The 14,610-nt window shown below is 52.8% G+C and carries 10 protein-coding genes; 4 read left to right on the top strand and 6 right to left on the bottom strand.

The annotated features are described in order from the left end of the window. Positions 1 to 7: 7 nt before the first annotated feature. From ACXAF9_RS14565 to ACXAF9_RS14545, 5 genes are all read right to left on the bottom strand, one after another. The gene (locus tag ACXAF9_RS14565) at positions 8 to 1,171 is read right to left on the bottom strand and encodes an efflux RND transporter periplasmic adaptor subunit (protein WP_475075416.1); all 1,164 of its coding nucleotides are present in this window, start codon (positions 1,169 to 1,171) and stop codon (positions 8 to 10) included. Positions 1,172 to 1,453: 282 nt separating this feature from the next. Continuing rightward, positions 1,454 to 3,643 (bottom strand): glucans biosynthesis glucosyltransferase MdoH, encoded by a 2,190-nt coding sequence (gene mdoH, locus ACXAF9_RS14560; RefSeq protein WP_475075415.1) that lies wholly within the window; start codon positions 3,641 to 3,643, stop codon positions 1,454 to 1,456. Beyond that, entirely contained in the window at positions 3,631 to 5,235 is a 1,605-nt protein-coding gene (locus ACXAF9_RS14555) for an OpgD/OpgG family glucan biosynthesis protein (protein ID WP_475075414.1), read from the bottom strand. Before ACXAF9_RS14555 ends, mdoH begins: the two co-directional genes overlap by 13 nt. Positions 5,236 to 5,349: 114 nt before the next feature. Next, positions 5,350 to 6,387 carry an acyltransferase family protein gene (locus ACXAF9_RS14550; RefSeq protein ID WP_475075413.1) on the bottom strand — a complete coding sequence of 346 codons (1,038 nt, stop codon included), beginning with the start codon at positions 6,385 to 6,387 and terminating at the stop codon, positions 5,350 to 5,352. 316 nt (positions 6,388 to 6,703) lie between these two features. Continuing rightward, a complete protein-coding gene (locus ACXAF9_RS14545) occupies positions 6,704 to 7,930 on the bottom strand; it encodes a cytochrome-c peroxidase (protein WP_475075412.1) in 1,227 nt (408 codons plus the stop codon). 223 nt (positions 7,931 to 8,153) lie between these two features. On the opposite strand from ACXAF9_RS14545, the gene ACXAF9_RS14540 reads away from it, so the two are divergent. The 4 genes from ACXAF9_RS14540 to ACXAF9_RS14525 are packed head-to-tail and all read left to right on the top strand — an operon-like array spanning position 8,154 to position 13,073. Then, on the top strand, positions 8,154 to 9,422 hold the full coding sequence (locus ACXAF9_RS14540) for an imelysin family protein (protein WP_475075411.1): 1,269 nt from the start codon (positions 8,154 to 8,156) through the stop codon (positions 9,420 to 9,422). Next, positions 9,423 to 10,874 (top strand): di-heme oxidoreductase family protein, encoded by a 1,452-nt coding sequence (locus ACXAF9_RS14535; RefSeq protein ID WP_475075410.1) that lies wholly within the window; start codon positions 9,423 to 9,425, stop codon positions 10,872 to 10,874. It begins immediately after the preceding gene. Between the two features lie 14 nt (positions 10,875 to 10,888). Beyond that, positions 10,889 to 11,959, top strand: coding sequence for an imelysin family protein (locus tag ACXAF9_RS14530; RefSeq protein ID WP_475075409.1), 1,071 nt, complete (start codon positions 10,889 to 10,891; stop codon positions 11,957 to 11,959). Further along, entirely contained in the window at positions 11,949 to 13,073 is a 1,125-nt protein-coding gene (locus ACXAF9_RS14525; RefSeq protein ID WP_475075431.1) for a DUF1513 domain-containing protein, read from the top strand. The genes ACXAF9_RS14530 and ACXAF9_RS14525 overlap by 11 nt, the downstream gene beginning before the upstream one ends. A gap of 52 nt (positions 13,074 to 13,125) precedes the next feature. On the opposite strand, the gene ACXAF9_RS14520 is transcribed toward ACXAF9_RS14525, so the two are convergent. After that, positions 13,126 to 14,595, bottom strand: a complete 1,470-nt coding sequence (locus ACXAF9_RS14520; RefSeq protein ID WP_475075408.1) for a hypothetical protein — start codon at positions 14,593 to 14,595, stop codon at positions 13,126 to 13,128. Between the last annotated feature and the right edge of the window lie 15 nt (positions 14,596 to 14,610).

Genomic DNA, 14,610 nt, shown 5'->3' with positions numbered 1-14,610 from the left:
TTCCCTCTTATTGATTCGCTTGTGCGGTCGTCGCTGCGCTATCGACAGGCTCCACGGTCGCACCCGCTTTCACCTTCTGTAGACCCGCTACAATCACACGATCTCCCTCTTTAAGACCCGATTTCACCAACCACTGATCACCAATCGCTTCACCCACCTCAACGGTACGACTTTCGACCACGTTATTGCTGCCCACCACCAATGCGGTTGTGCTGCCATCACGCTGACGAGTAATGCCTTTTTGCGGCACTGACAAGGCGTTATCGATGGTTTCAGTAATCAAGGTGGCACGCACGTACATGCCAGGTACTAACAAGCCATCGGCGTTTGGAAACTCCGCACGCGCGGTCACCATGCCGGTGGTTTCATCCACACTGGTTTCGGAGAATTTCAGTACGCCTTGCTCGGAATATTGCGTGCCGTCTTCCAACGTGATCAGCACCGGGACCTCAGCGCCGCCGGATTTGCGCGCTTTGAGCATATCGGTTGCTGGGCGTTGGATATCCACATAGACCGGGCTCATTTGGCGAACCGTTGCCAGTGCTGTGGTTTGTTGTGCGGTGACCAAGGCTCCCTTGGTAACGCTGGAGCGGCTGATCACGCCACTGATGGGCGATGTAATTTTGGTGTAGTCCAGATTGATCTGAGCTTGTTTCACCGCTGCACGCGCTGCCAGAATCTGCGCTTCGGCTTGTTTCCATTCGGATTCAGCATCGATCGCATCTTGCTTACTGACGGCCGCTTGTTTCACAAGGTTGCGGTAGCGCTCCGCTTTTTGTTTGACGCTGCTCGCATTGGCATTGGCCACCGCAAGGTCGGCTTTAGCACTAGCAAGATCAGCCTCGTACGTTGCATCATCGATTTGATACAGCACGTCGCCTTCGTTTACCACCGTGCCTTCATCAAACAGACGCTCTTCAATGATGCCACCCACCTGAGGTCGGATTTCAGCGGTTAAAAATGCCACAACACGACCCGACACTTGCTCTTTGACTTCAAGATTTGTCGGTTTCAATGTAACAACATCCACTTTTGTAGGCGGCTGTTGCTGTGCCTGACCTTGTTGCTGCGCGTTCTGTGATGACTGGTCGGAACACGCTGAAAGTAACAGAATTGAGCAACATAGGGTTGTCGCCATCCACCCTTTTGCACGTCCTGTGTTGTGTAGCATAGTGTAACCTCGGTAAAGATTGGTGGTGACCCAGACCGCGCAGGGCGCGCGGTATACGGGAAAGTTAGGATGACTTAAATATACATACATGAACGTTTGTATGTAAACTCATTACCCTTCTAATTTACTCAGTTTTACATTCGGAATGATGACAATAGATTGTTGCAAAGATATCGCAGGAGAAAGCCCGGTCAGAAACTTGACTAAAAACGTCAATTCCTTACAAAGCAAAAGGCGTACCCGATGCGAAGAATCGGGTCGCCTTAGTCAGCCAAAGCGGGGTTAAACCGCCGCAAGTTGGGCTGTATTTTGTCGCTCTTGCGCGGCCAACGCTTGGGCCTTTTCGAACAACGCGGGGTTGTTCAGCACCATGAGTTGCTCTTTGGGCGCAAGGAAGCCCAACAGCTCAGAAATCGATGAGGACTCATCCACTTTCATGGTTGCAACGGCTTCCATCGCCTCCACTTGACCTCGTGCACGCGGGGGTACTGTATCGGCTACGCGTACGTGCCAACCAGACCAGTTCTCATCCAGTAAAAAGCCTGCAAGGTCCGGCCAGTGCTGTTTCTCCTGATGATACACATCCAATGTTTGTTCAAACTCACGCAGCACTTTGGGCTTTCGTGACTCTTCGGGTGTGCGCAATACGCCGATGCGTTTAAACCAACTGCCAATGGCAAAGGAGCTGGTAAATTGCGACAGCGGTACCGCCAACAACATCCCCGCAACCGCCGGGGAGAGCCATGCCAGCAACGCCCACGAGTTTAGGGCAGCAAACACGGTTAGGAACACACCCATCACCATGTGCCAACGGTGTCGGTAGATCAGATCTTTGATGGGCAAACTGCCATCATCCCGACGCTGCGGGTTCCAGCCTGCATCCTGACCGATCAAAATCGAGGTCACTGCACCACTGTGGATCAACATCATGATCGGTGCGACCAAGGCCGACAGAATCATCTCGAAGATAAAACTGAACACCACACCAAAGAAGCCACCGGCGTTTTTACGCTGCCAAGGGTTATCCAGGAAGGCCAAGATGCCCAGTATCTTGGGTGCGAACAACACCGTCATGGTGGCCAAGAACAAGGTTAATGCGCGCTCGGCGTCCATCCGTGGCCAAGTTGGGAACAGCGAGAACTCATCGGTAAAGTACTCAGGTCGGATGTACTGCGCCTGCAACGCCAACGCCATACCCGCTAAGATCAGCATCAACCAGAGCGGCGATGACAAATAGGACATAATGCCAGTCGCTAAATGCGAGCGGCTGACCCAATGCAGCCCTTTGGCCCCGATCACGCGTGAATGCTGCAGGTTACCCTGACACCAGCGACGGTCTCGAACGGCTAGATCGATGATCGAAGGCGGGCTTTCTTCAAAGGAGCCCCCTAAATCGGAGGCGATGATGACACTCCAACCCGCACGACGAATCAGTGACGCTTCAACAAAGTCGTGACTCAGAATGTGACCACCAAAAGGTGGCTTACCTTTTAAATCCGGCAAACCCGCCGCCTTCATGAAGGCTTCAGTGCGAATAATGGCGTTATGCCCCCAGAAGTTACCCTCTTTGTGAGTCCACCACGCAAGCCCCGTGCCGACCACAGGGCCATAGACTCGGGTAGCAAACTGCTGAACACGTGCCATCAGGGTAGTGCCGTTGATCAGCTGAGGAATCGTCTGCAACAACCCAACATCTGGGTCGGCCTGCATGCGACGCGCCATCTCTATCATGGTCTCTGGCGCCATCAAGCTGTCGGCATCCAATACCAGCAGGTGGTCGTAGCGCACGCCCCAACGGCGGCAGAAATCCGCCACGTTACCGGCTTTTTTCGCTTCGTTCTTCACGCGACGACGGTAATACACACCTACGCCCTTAAGGCGTTTGCGAATGGTTTTCAGCGCCGCTTCTTCCGCCACGGCGATTTCAGCATCGGTCGTATCACTCAGTACCACCCAATCAAACGAGTGGCCCTCACCTTGCTGCTGAATCCCTTTGGCCATGGTTTCCAGTGCCGCAAACAAGCGCTCTGGCGGCTCGTTATAGGTCGGCATGAGAACCGCGGTGCGGGTTTTGAGCTTATCTTGATGCCAGGGGGCGGAGCGGCGGCGTTGATACACCACCGCAAAAAAGCCCACAATCGCACTGGTAAAGGCGATGGTGATCCAGCTAAAGGTAATGGCAAAGAGTACCAAGACCAGATACTCGATGAAGATCAGATCTCCAAGGGCCAGTACCGAGTACATCTCGTAGATGCCCCACCAGGAGAGGGCAAGTGCGGAGCCGAGCACCGCAAAGCGACGCCATGCGGCAGACTTCACGCCTTTTGGGTTGACCGGTGTACGGACCTGATCACGCCCAAAAGATGACAAGGACTGTGGTGGCATCTCATCGGGTGTGATCGGCGGCATCCCTTCGTGGGCCATCGCCTCTAGGTCTTGAACGTTGAGCTGATCCGTATTTACGGTGTCCATTGATACATCCAGGTTTCCGCTTTACGGGCATCTTCAAACTCAAGATCCATGCGCAGTTCAATCAACTCGTTGTCTTCTGGGTCCAGCTCAAAACTCACACGGTAACCGTGCGTTTCTGGGTTCGCACGCACCACCACATTGGCGATCTTACCCTTGTTGTTTTTCACTTTGGCTGTTGGAAGCGCCAAACCATCGGATGTTAACGAATTCGGGAACTCATAATCGATCACAAACAGACGCTTCGGCGTTGGGCCGCTGATGTCCGCACGGCCACTGCGCGTCGAGGCGACAATGCCCTCATTGGCAGAGGCCTTCGGCCAGCCACCCCACGCCATGCGGTACGCGTAGCTGTACTCAGAGCCTTTCGGGATCACATCTTTTGGCTGCCAGTACGCAACGATGTTGTCGTGGATCTCAGAATCGGTTGGGATCTCAACCAGTACAACTGAACCCGTTCCCCAGTTACCAATCGGCTCTACCCATAAGCTTGGGCGTTTTTCGTAGCGCGCTTCCAAGTCTTGGTAATGATCAAACGTGCGATCGCGCTGCATCAAACCAAAGCCCATTGGGCTGTTGTCCATAAAGGCACTGATGTTCAGCTTCTGTGGGTTGTACAGAGGACGCCACAAGCGCTCGCCACGGCCATTCAGCATCAACAGGCCGTCGGAGTCATGTACCTTAGGACGGAAATCATCCACCTCTTGGCGACCGTACGAAGAGAACATAAACATACTGGTGCCCGGTGCAAGGCCGACTTTACTCAGATCCACACGCGGGAACAGCGTCGCTTCTACGTCCATCACAGTGTTTTCACCAGGGCGGATCGTAAAGCGGTATGACCCTGTCGTGCTTGGGCTGTCCAACAGAGCATACACCACAATGGATGGGCTGCCGTGGGTGGTTTTTTCAATCCAGAATGCACGGAAGGATGGAAACTCTTCTTTTTCTGGGCCAGCGGTATTAAGCGCCAAGCCACGAGACGACAAACCGTAAGATTGATCTTTACCCAGAGAGCGTAAGTAGCTTGCACCTTGGAACACGGCAAGCTCATCAAAGTAATCTTTGCGGTTCAGTGGGTTGTGAATTCGAAAGCCTGCAAAGCCGATGTCCTCTTTTGGCAAAGGCTTGTTCATCACTTTGCCTGTGCTGAATTGCTTAGAGGAGTAGTTCAGGTGTTTTGCTTGGCCATTTTCGATGATGGCAATCTCAACCGGGTCTTTGTAGTAGAAACCACGGTGGAACATCTGCAACTGGAACGGCAGATCTTCATCCGCCCAAATGGCCGATTTTGGATCAAAACGGATGTCTCGGTATTGATCGTAATTCAGATTTTCCAACGACTCAGGCAAGGTCGCCTTAGGTGCTTCATACGGCTTTTTGGATAAGCGACGCGCTAAATCGGTCACAGTATCGCGGTTAAATTTACCGGAAATTGCGTATTGGGCCGCCACTTTAGCCGTTTCGGGTTTATCGTTTGCAGCGGAAAAACCGGTGGTCGGTAGCACTAACAGGCAACAAATTGCCAGTTTTTTGTTCCATGAAGATCGTGGTGCAACTGCACCTGACTGTGTAGGGTTAAACCGTTTTAGCATAGGTTCTCATTCACTCTATTCAATCAAGCCCGAACGCTCGTGCGTCTCTTATCCAGCGGGCTGTTCCTATTTCCCCTCATCCCATGAGGCACGTTCGTATCCTTGGAAGCGCGGTTAGGCGCCAATCAATGCTCGACTGTGCTTTGGCAATGCTTTTTGCACCCACCAAGTAACCGCTATGCTACCCACCATCATGACGACAAAACTCATCAATGAGATCAGTAGGCTGTACGAGGCGCTGGATGGCGTTTTCACCCACCCAAACACCGGCATAATCACCACGCTGATCAACATCGTGAACAGCGGGTGGATAAAGAAGATGGCAAAGCTGATCGCGCCGATCCACTTTAACCATTTCAAGGTGTAGTGCTCGGCCAGCCATTGGCAAAACGCCAACATGACAAAGCACAAACCCACCTTCTGAATAAACTGCTGATCGATCCCACGGTACGCAAAAAACGGTTTGTGGGAGTTACCTACCCAAGGCCAAATGTAGGTTTGGGTGATCAGCGTCAGCACAATCAACACACAAGAGACACCAAAAACCGTGGTTTGGTGCCTTAAAAACTGCTCGCGGTACTGGGAATAGAGCATTCCCAGCAAGTAATACGGCGTATAGTACACAACGGATTGAATCACACTGTTACCGTGCGGCCGATGAACAAACATCGCGAGTATGCTGAAAGCGATCAATAATCGAACTTGGCTTTGCCACGGCAATTTTAAATACGCCAAGAACACAGGTGATAACGCAAACACGACAAAAATAAACGGTATGTACCAATGCGGGTACAGTACATAGAAGTGTTTTACCGTGTGGTAGATCAGCTCGGGCAGTTGCTCAACGGTTTTGCCATCCTTAAAGATCCAGATAAGCACTTTACAGGCCAATCCAATTAGCGAGCCCCATAAAAAAGGGATCAACACGTTTTGCGCTTTCTTGATCATAAACGGCTGCCAATCAAACCGTTTGGCAAACACCGCGTGCAAAAAGAAACCAGAAATAAAGACAAACACCGCTGTACCGCCGCGCAATAGGTTTTCCAGCAATAGCGGAAAACCTTTTTCGGAGTTGTACACAGAGTGTCCCAGCACAATCAAAATGATGGCCAGTGCACGCAGGTAATCAAACTCAAGTAAGCGATCTTTCACTCAAATGATTCCACAAAAAATGGTCCGAGACTTAGATTGAGCTGCAGGAAGGATAGGAACCGGTTTGACCGCCAGAACAGGCAAGACATAAGGCAGGAGTGAGCTCGGTAAACCCGACTGCAAGCGGGGCTATTATGCGGTTTACCAAACGCTTTCGCTAGCGATAAATCCTTGACGCCTAATAAAAAATTGAACGGCCATTCCCGGGCCTGATCCTTCATGCGCCTTAGCGTTTAAGGCACATGCAAGGCTCATCCACTGTTCAATATGACCCATTTCAATCGCAGGGGTTCCCGCTATACCAGCACAGAGCAGGTTAAGGAGCGTGTTTAGCCATGGCTTCTTGCTGTTTAAGCAGTGGCTCGTAACGTTGGTCGGTCAATGTTTTTAGGAAGGCCACCAAGGCATCAATGCGGCGGTTATCAAGGGCCGGCCCTGTTTCGAGCTCTTCTAACGATAGGTTTTCAGCCACTTCCGGGGCACGCCACTGCTCACCCGTTTCGGGGTTGATCTGGCGCTTAGCGCTTTTGCTGTTGTACTTGTTGTAAAATAGAATCACGGTGCGTAAGTCTTCAAACACGCCGTTGTGCATGTACGGCCCTGTCACGGCCACATTACGAAGCGTCGGCACCTTGTGCTTACCGCTTTGCGCGGGGTCATCGTTCACATGCGGGTTTTGACGCAAACCAAAGTCTTTTTGACGCATCCCGTTAAATTGGCGAAGCGCCGTGTTCGCTGGTACGCCAATGTTGTGATATTCGTAGTTGGTGAAGGTCTCGTCGCTGCGATTAGGCGTTGTGCGCAGTTGGTGGCACAGATTGCAGTTGGTAAATTGCTGCGAGAAAAACAGGGTACGACCCAGCTCCTCCTCGGGCGTCAGTTTCACCTCACCGCGCAGGAAACGATCGTATTTGGAATCAAATGGCGAGAAGAACTCGCTGCCCTCAAAGGTCGCAATCGCATCGGTCATCGCATCGTAGGCATGATCCGGGTTTTGGAACACCGCCTCACCGTAAATGCCCTTGAATTGCTGCACATAGACCGGGTTCTCTTTTAAGCGATCCACCACCGAGCGCTTATTCGGCATACCCATCTCGATGGGATTGAGTGGAGGGCCGCCGGCTTGCTCTGCCAGATTCGCAGCGCGACCATCCCAAAACTGCCCACCGGCGTATTTGCCATCTTTTTTACGATGAAACTTAGGCGAGAACGAAGCGTAACCCACACTCGGTGCGTTTCGATCGCCAATGGACTGACCATCATCGCCCAGTGATGCGGCAAAACCGCCGCGGTGCTTACGTTTATCCACAAAGCCATCACCCGGCGCATGGCAGGTCGCACAAGACATGGTTCGGTTTTTAGATAACGCAGGGTCAAAAAACAGCATCTGACCTAACGTGGCTTTGCTTTTATCATGGGTTTCATCATGCGCTGAAACGGCCTGTTCGGCCGGAGCATCCGCGGCGCGGCTTGGCGATACAAAGCCGATTAAAAGCAACACGCTTAACACAATAGGCTGGCATCGAAGAAAGGACTGGATCACAACTACCTCCGTCTGGCCGTTTCACCCGCAGCTCAGACTGACAATACAAAACATTCAACAGCAATAAATAAAGCTTACTCTGATTGTACCTGATGAAACCTGATTCGGATCAAGTTTTGAGTTTCCTAACCTAAGACACAATTGTAATAAGAATGTTTCTCATTTATATTAAGCGGTCTTTGCATACCCCCTGTATAGACTCATGTGATTAAAGGAGTTCTTCATGAAGACGGTTTCCCGCCTAGCATTGGCGGCTGCGATCAGTGCAGCAACCCCTATGGCTTTTGCTGCAACAGCAGCTGACGTTCTGAAAACGTACGGCGACATCGCAGAAGCGGCGTACGCTGATTCACTTAGCACTGCGCAAGCACTGAAAGGAAAAATCGACGCTCTGTTGGCTGAGCCGACTGAAGCGAACCTGAAAGCCGCTCGTGAAGCATGGGTTGAAGCCCGCGTTCCTTACCAACAAACCGAAGCGTACCGTTTCGGTAACGCCATCGTTGATGACTGGGAAGGCAAAGTAAACGCATGGCCTTTGGATGAAGGTTTGATCGACTACGTTGATGCGAACAGCTACGGCGAAGAGTCCGACGAAAACCCAGTGTACGCGGCAAACGTGATCGCCAACACTCAAATCACTCTGGGCAACGAAACCGTTGATGTGACTAAGATCACTCCAGAGCTTCTGGCCGAGACACTGCACGAAGCTGACGAAGTGGAAGCGAACGTTGCAACTGGCTACCACGCCATCGAATTCTTGCTGTGGGGCCAAGACCTGAACGGCACAGAAAAAGGTGCAGGCAACCGTCCAGCATCTGACTTTAGCTTGGAAGATTGCACCGGCGGTAGCTGTGAGCGTCGTCGTGAATATCTGACCGCCGCAACTAACTTGTTGATCACCGACCTTGAAGAGATGGCCGCTAACTGGAAAGAGGGCGGTGCCGCTCGCCAAGAACTGGCCGACAAAGGTGAAGACGGTGGTTTAGCAACCATCCTGACCGGTATGGGTTCTTTGTCTTACGGTGAGCTTGCGGGTGAGCGTATCAAGCTTGGCCTGATGCTGCACGACCCAGAAGAAGAGCACGATTGCTTCTCTGACAACACGCACTGGTCACACTACTACGACGCTAAAAGCATCAAGAACGTTTACGAAGGGTCTTACACTCGCGTTGACGGTTCTGTCGTAAGCGGCCCAAGCCTGTCGGATCTGGTAAAAGAGAAAAACCCAGACGTTGACGCTCAACTGCGCAGCGAGCTGAACTCAACCGAATCCGCGATGCAAGTGATGGTGGATGAAGCGGCGAAGGGCAACACCTTTGACGTCTTGATCGGCAGCGGTAACACCGAAGGCAACAAGGTCATTCAAAACGTGGTGGATGCTCTGACGACTCAGACAAAATCCATCGAGAAAGCGATCGAAACCCTGAACCTGCAAGACATCGAACTGGAAGGTTCTGACTCACTGGATAACCCAGAGGCCGTTCAAGGTTAAATGTCCGTTTTCAACAATGCCTTATTAGTTTTAGGCATGTTTGCGATCTCCGGCTTTACGGCCGAGATCGCTACATCCTTGCCTCTCGTCCCTGATATGCAAAAGGACGCTCCTAGCGCAGATCAGGCCACCCACAGCAAAAATACCTCCAGTAAAGCGTACACCTACCCCATCGATACGCTCTCGCACGAACAAAAAATGCCGTTTGTGCTTGGGGAAAGTTTATTTGCGAAGCTTTGGGTATCATCCCCCTCATCCACGACCGCAAGCGATGGCTTAGGCCCGTTGTACAACGCACGCTCGTGCATGCGCTGCCATGTCCGCGCCGGACGAGGCCACCCACCAGAACCGGGTATAGCACAGCCGACACGCTCATCCGTGGTGCATTTAAGCATTGCGCCGCACACCGATGCTCAGCGCCGCGCGATGACTCAGGGGTTAATGGGGTTTGTGCCGGAACCCACCTACGGTCGCCAACTGCAAGATCATTCCGTGCAAGGCTTACCAGCCGAGGGCTGGGTGAAGCTCAGTTACACAGACTGGCCTGTCACACTCGATGATGGCGAGGTCGTCACCCTACGCAAGCCAGAGTACACACTAACGGAGCTCAACTACGGCGAGCTTCACAACGATCTGCAAAGCTCCTTTCGAGTGACGCCACCGATGATTGGCCTTGGTTTGATCGAAGCCATTCCCGAGGCCAGCATTAAAGCCAATGCCGACCCCGATGATCAAAACCAAGATGGGATTTCGGGCCGAACCAACAAGGTTTGGGACATCGCAACCCGCCATACCGCCATGGGGCGATTTGGCTGGAAAGCGGGACAGCCAACGCTGGATCAACAAAACCGCAACGCCTTGATCACCGACATAGGCTTGTCGAATACTCTGTTCCCGACTGGTTTTGGCGAATGCACTGATGCACAATCCGTCTGCCAATCTTTACCCGATGGGAACAGTGAGCACCTTGATGGTGTCGAAGTGTCCGATCAAATGGTGGATATGATCAATGCATACACCCAGTTTTTAGGAGTGCCGAACCGCCGCTACTCGCCTGAGGCCGATGCCGGTGAATCGCTGTTTTACAATGTGGGTTGTACAGCGTGCCACACACCGTCCTTTCGAACAGCAAAAGACGCCCCTAAAGGGCTGGCCGATCAGTTGATTTGGCCATACAGCGACTTTTTGCTGCACGATATGGGCGAGGACCTAGCCGACCATCGACAAGAGTATCAAGCCGACGGTCAAGAGTGGCGCACACCGCCTTTGTGGGGTGTGGGTTTAGCTCAAAAGGTTAACCCCAAAGCGGGCTTTTTACACGATGGTCGTGCCCGCACCCTTGAGGAAGCGATTCTGTGGCATGGGGGCGAGGCCGAATCGGCAAAAGCGGCGTATGCAGGTCTTTCACTGGTGGATCGAACCCATCTAATTCGGTTTTTAGAGTCACTTTAACGACGGAGTCTGTTATGACCAAACATGGATTGTGGCTGGCCGCGGCAACGCTGATAGCGTCCGCAGGCGTCCACGCTGCACCAAGCGAAGAGACTTGGGCCAAGCTCAACACAGCGATCATCGATAACCATGTGTTGCCACGCTACGCCAAGTTGGCCGAGGAAGCGAAACATCTGCAAACCGCGACCAACACCCTTTGCCAATCGCCTTTCAGCCAAGACAACCTAGACGAAGCCCGAGACGGGTTTGAAGACGCGATGGAAGCATGGCAAGGCGTACAGCACATCCAGTTTGGCCCCATCACCTTGTTGATGCGCAACTTCAGTTTGGAGTACTGGCCCGATAAGAAAAACATCGGTGGCCGCCAGTTAAAAGCCGCGTTGTCTGAGCCAGACGCGCAATACGACACCGAGTTTTTCCACGCCGCCAGCGTCAGCCTAAAAGGATTTCCGGCCATTGAGCGTTTGCTGTTTAGCAAAAACGCCGCCACTGAGCTCAACCCTGACACGCCGCACTGCCGCCTTGCACAAGGCATCGCCAATAACATCGTCTGGAGCGTGGCCTCGGTACACGATGAGTGGGATACCGAAGCCCAGCACATGGCCGAAGTGGGCGAGGAAGAGTACTACGAGACCCACAAAGATGCGGCTACCGCCTTTATGAAGTCCTTGGTTGAGCCATTTGAGTTGATCCGCGACACCAAGCTGTTGACGCCGATTGCTGATGCGCCAGAGAAAAGCCGCTGGCGTCGTAGCGAATCTTGGCGAAGCGGTCTTTCCATCGAGAACATCGAATCCAATGTTGACGCGCTGCATGAGTTGTACAGTGATACCGGCGCGGTCTCGGTGAAGTCGATCTTTATCGATGAAGGCCAAAAAGAGATGGCCGAGCGCATCGACGCTGAGTTTGACGCAGTGCTTGAGAAGATCGACGCCCTTGAAGAGCCAAACGAGCAGGTAAGCGCCGAGCAATACGCCGCCATCAAGGAAGTGACGGACTCCCTTAAGCAGATTCAGATCGATCTGGATGACGGCATGAAGCTGCTGGACGTACAACTGGGGTTCAATAGCCGTGATGGAGATTAATCGTCGTCGCTTTTTGCAAGGCCTTGCGCTGACGCCGCTGATCACTCAAGCCTCGCTGGCAAACGCCGCTTTGCCCGAGCGCGCCGACAAGCCCGTCAATCGCTACGCCTCGGCGAGCATGGATGACAGCGGTCAGTACTTTTTGCACGTGGTGGATGACCGCGGCGATGAGCTGCTGCGCCACTCCATCCCGGAGCGCGCGCATCAGGTGATCAGCCACCCAACCAAGCCATGGGTGTTTGGCATTGCGCGCCGTCCAGGCACCTTCATCGAAGTGGTCGATTACGATACGTTATCGCCGATCGCCCGCATCGAAACCGAGGCCGGTTATCATCTTTATGGGCACGCCCAAATCACCGCCGATGGCCGTTATCTGCTGACCACCGAAAACCGTATGAGTGATCATCAAGGTATGGTGGTTGTACGGGATATGGAGCGCGACTTTGCTGTCGTGAAACGCTTCTCGACGCACGGCATTGGCCCGCACCAAGCGGTGCTGACCTTGGATCAATCCACATTGGTCGTGGCCAACGGTGGTATTCAGACCGAAGGGCGGGAGAAGGTCAATCTGGATCGCATGGTGCCTTCGTTGGTGTATCTGGATGCCCAAAGCGGTGAACTGCTGGAGCAAGCCTTTTTGCCCGAACAGTACCACCAGTGCAGCATCCGGCACATCGATGTATCGCGCACAGGCGAGGTGATCATTGCGATGCAATACCAAGGGCACCCGGCCGATCAAGTCCCACTGGTGGCCAGCCACAAACGGGGCGAAGCGCTGAACTTGATGCAACTGGACCCTTTGCAAAGCACACCGCTTAAGCAGTACTGCGGCAGTGCATGTTTTGATCAGTCTGGGCATTATGCGGCGGTATCGGCCCCACGGGGTGATCGCATCATGATCTGGGATATGCGTGACCACTCTTTGATCGGCTTTATCAAAGCCAAAGATGGCTGTGGTTTGGCCTGCACAAACTCACCGGGTGAATTTGTCGCCAGCACCGGGCGCGGCCGCCTCTATCACATTGATGTGGCAGGCCTTGTACGTGAGAAGATCCTCTACAGCGAAAGCCTTGTGCATTGGGATAATCATATGTTCCCTGTGCAGATGAGTTAATGACTCCGCCTAGTGATCCGTCGGCATGATTCCACGCCGACGGGTATAGCGCTTAATCCAACACGAAGGAAAACGCACCGGTTAGCGTGTCGCTGTTGTCCATCACCAGATCAAATGAGCCTGCCGCACTGTAGTCGGACAAGGCACTGATAATGACACTGCCAGAAACACCTGAGAAAACTTCGGGATTATCAGGTGTTCCACCCAGCGCCGAGTTAGATGTGTGCATTCGGATAACCGCTGTATCGCTTGTAAACGCACCGGAAGATGCATCGATCACCCGATAAGTGCCACTGGCCGGCTCTTCGGGGAAGGTGATCTCGAACCAAGCATCTCCATCGCCATAAGAGGCCATAAAGCTGATCGAATATTCGGCGAACGTGTCATCAGGGAAGGACGCGTTCGAAGGTGTGTAGGTCGACTCAGTTTCCAGATCACTCAAGCCACCACAGACACCGTTATCCACATCGATATCAGGATAAAGACCGGAACTGAACGAAACAGAGCCTTGATTAAACGCGGTAGAGTCCGTCAACTTACGAAAATCCAATCGGCCAAAGGCCTCACCGGCACAATACAGCACCATGACAAACTCTTGGTTATCGGAGGATCGATAATATTCAGCGGTTTGATCATCACAAAACTCCTCTTCAACATCCGCAATGTCTTCAAAGTTTAACGTCTCTGGGCCGTTCACATAACAGCTCAGCTGCGATTGCGAGGTCGAAGTGATGTCCGTAATTGCGATGATATCGGTACTTTCGATATCGGCACTTGTGTCGATCACGTAGCTTTGGTTGCCGAATGTAAACTGTGTTTCTGCCTCAAAGCTGAAATCCACCTTGGTGCGCCACACTCCGGTTGATATCAGCGCATCAACCTCTGAAAGCGAGATCTCGGTTAACTCTTCAAGGTCGGTCTGCTCTTCCAAGCTGGCTAACGTGACGCGAAAGTGAAACAGAGCATCAATCGCGGCAACCAAATCACGATCATTCCCGATCTCTTCAAGCGGCAACGCCTCTAACCATGTCACCAGTGCTGGGTCTGCCTCAAAATCCGATACGGTTTGATTGAAGTCGATGGTTTCATTGGTCAGCGTGTTTTGAACCGTCGCGCTGATCGTCACGCCATTATCAGGGTCGCCATCGGTGTCTAAACTTTGTAGAAAGCGAAGGATGTTAACCACCGTGTCATCGGTTTCATCGGCCGCATTGGGGACTAGATCCAGCGGCGTGATGGTTTCTCCCCCCATTACCGAGCCGATCTCGATGTTACTGACACGAAACACAACGGTTGAACCCACCTCATACGTGAAGGTGCCGTTGCTGTCGGTCACACCTGTGATGCCCCCCGATGTGTAGGATAGCCCTTCCACGGGAGCATCAATAAATCGGCCTTGGGCCGTCGTATTGGTTGGGTTGGACGCATCGTCGTCCGACCCACCGCCGCCTCCACAACCCGATAAAACGAGGGTTGCCACAACGGGTACTAGCAATAACGGTGTCCTTTTCCAGTGCTTCATGGGGGTTGCCTCCCT

It is taken from the genome of Neptunomonas sp. ABH4_499 (assembly GCF_056160565.1).
The sequence above is the reverse complement of the archived record's forward strand: the minus strand, read 5'-3'. Positions and strand labels throughout refer to the sequence as shown.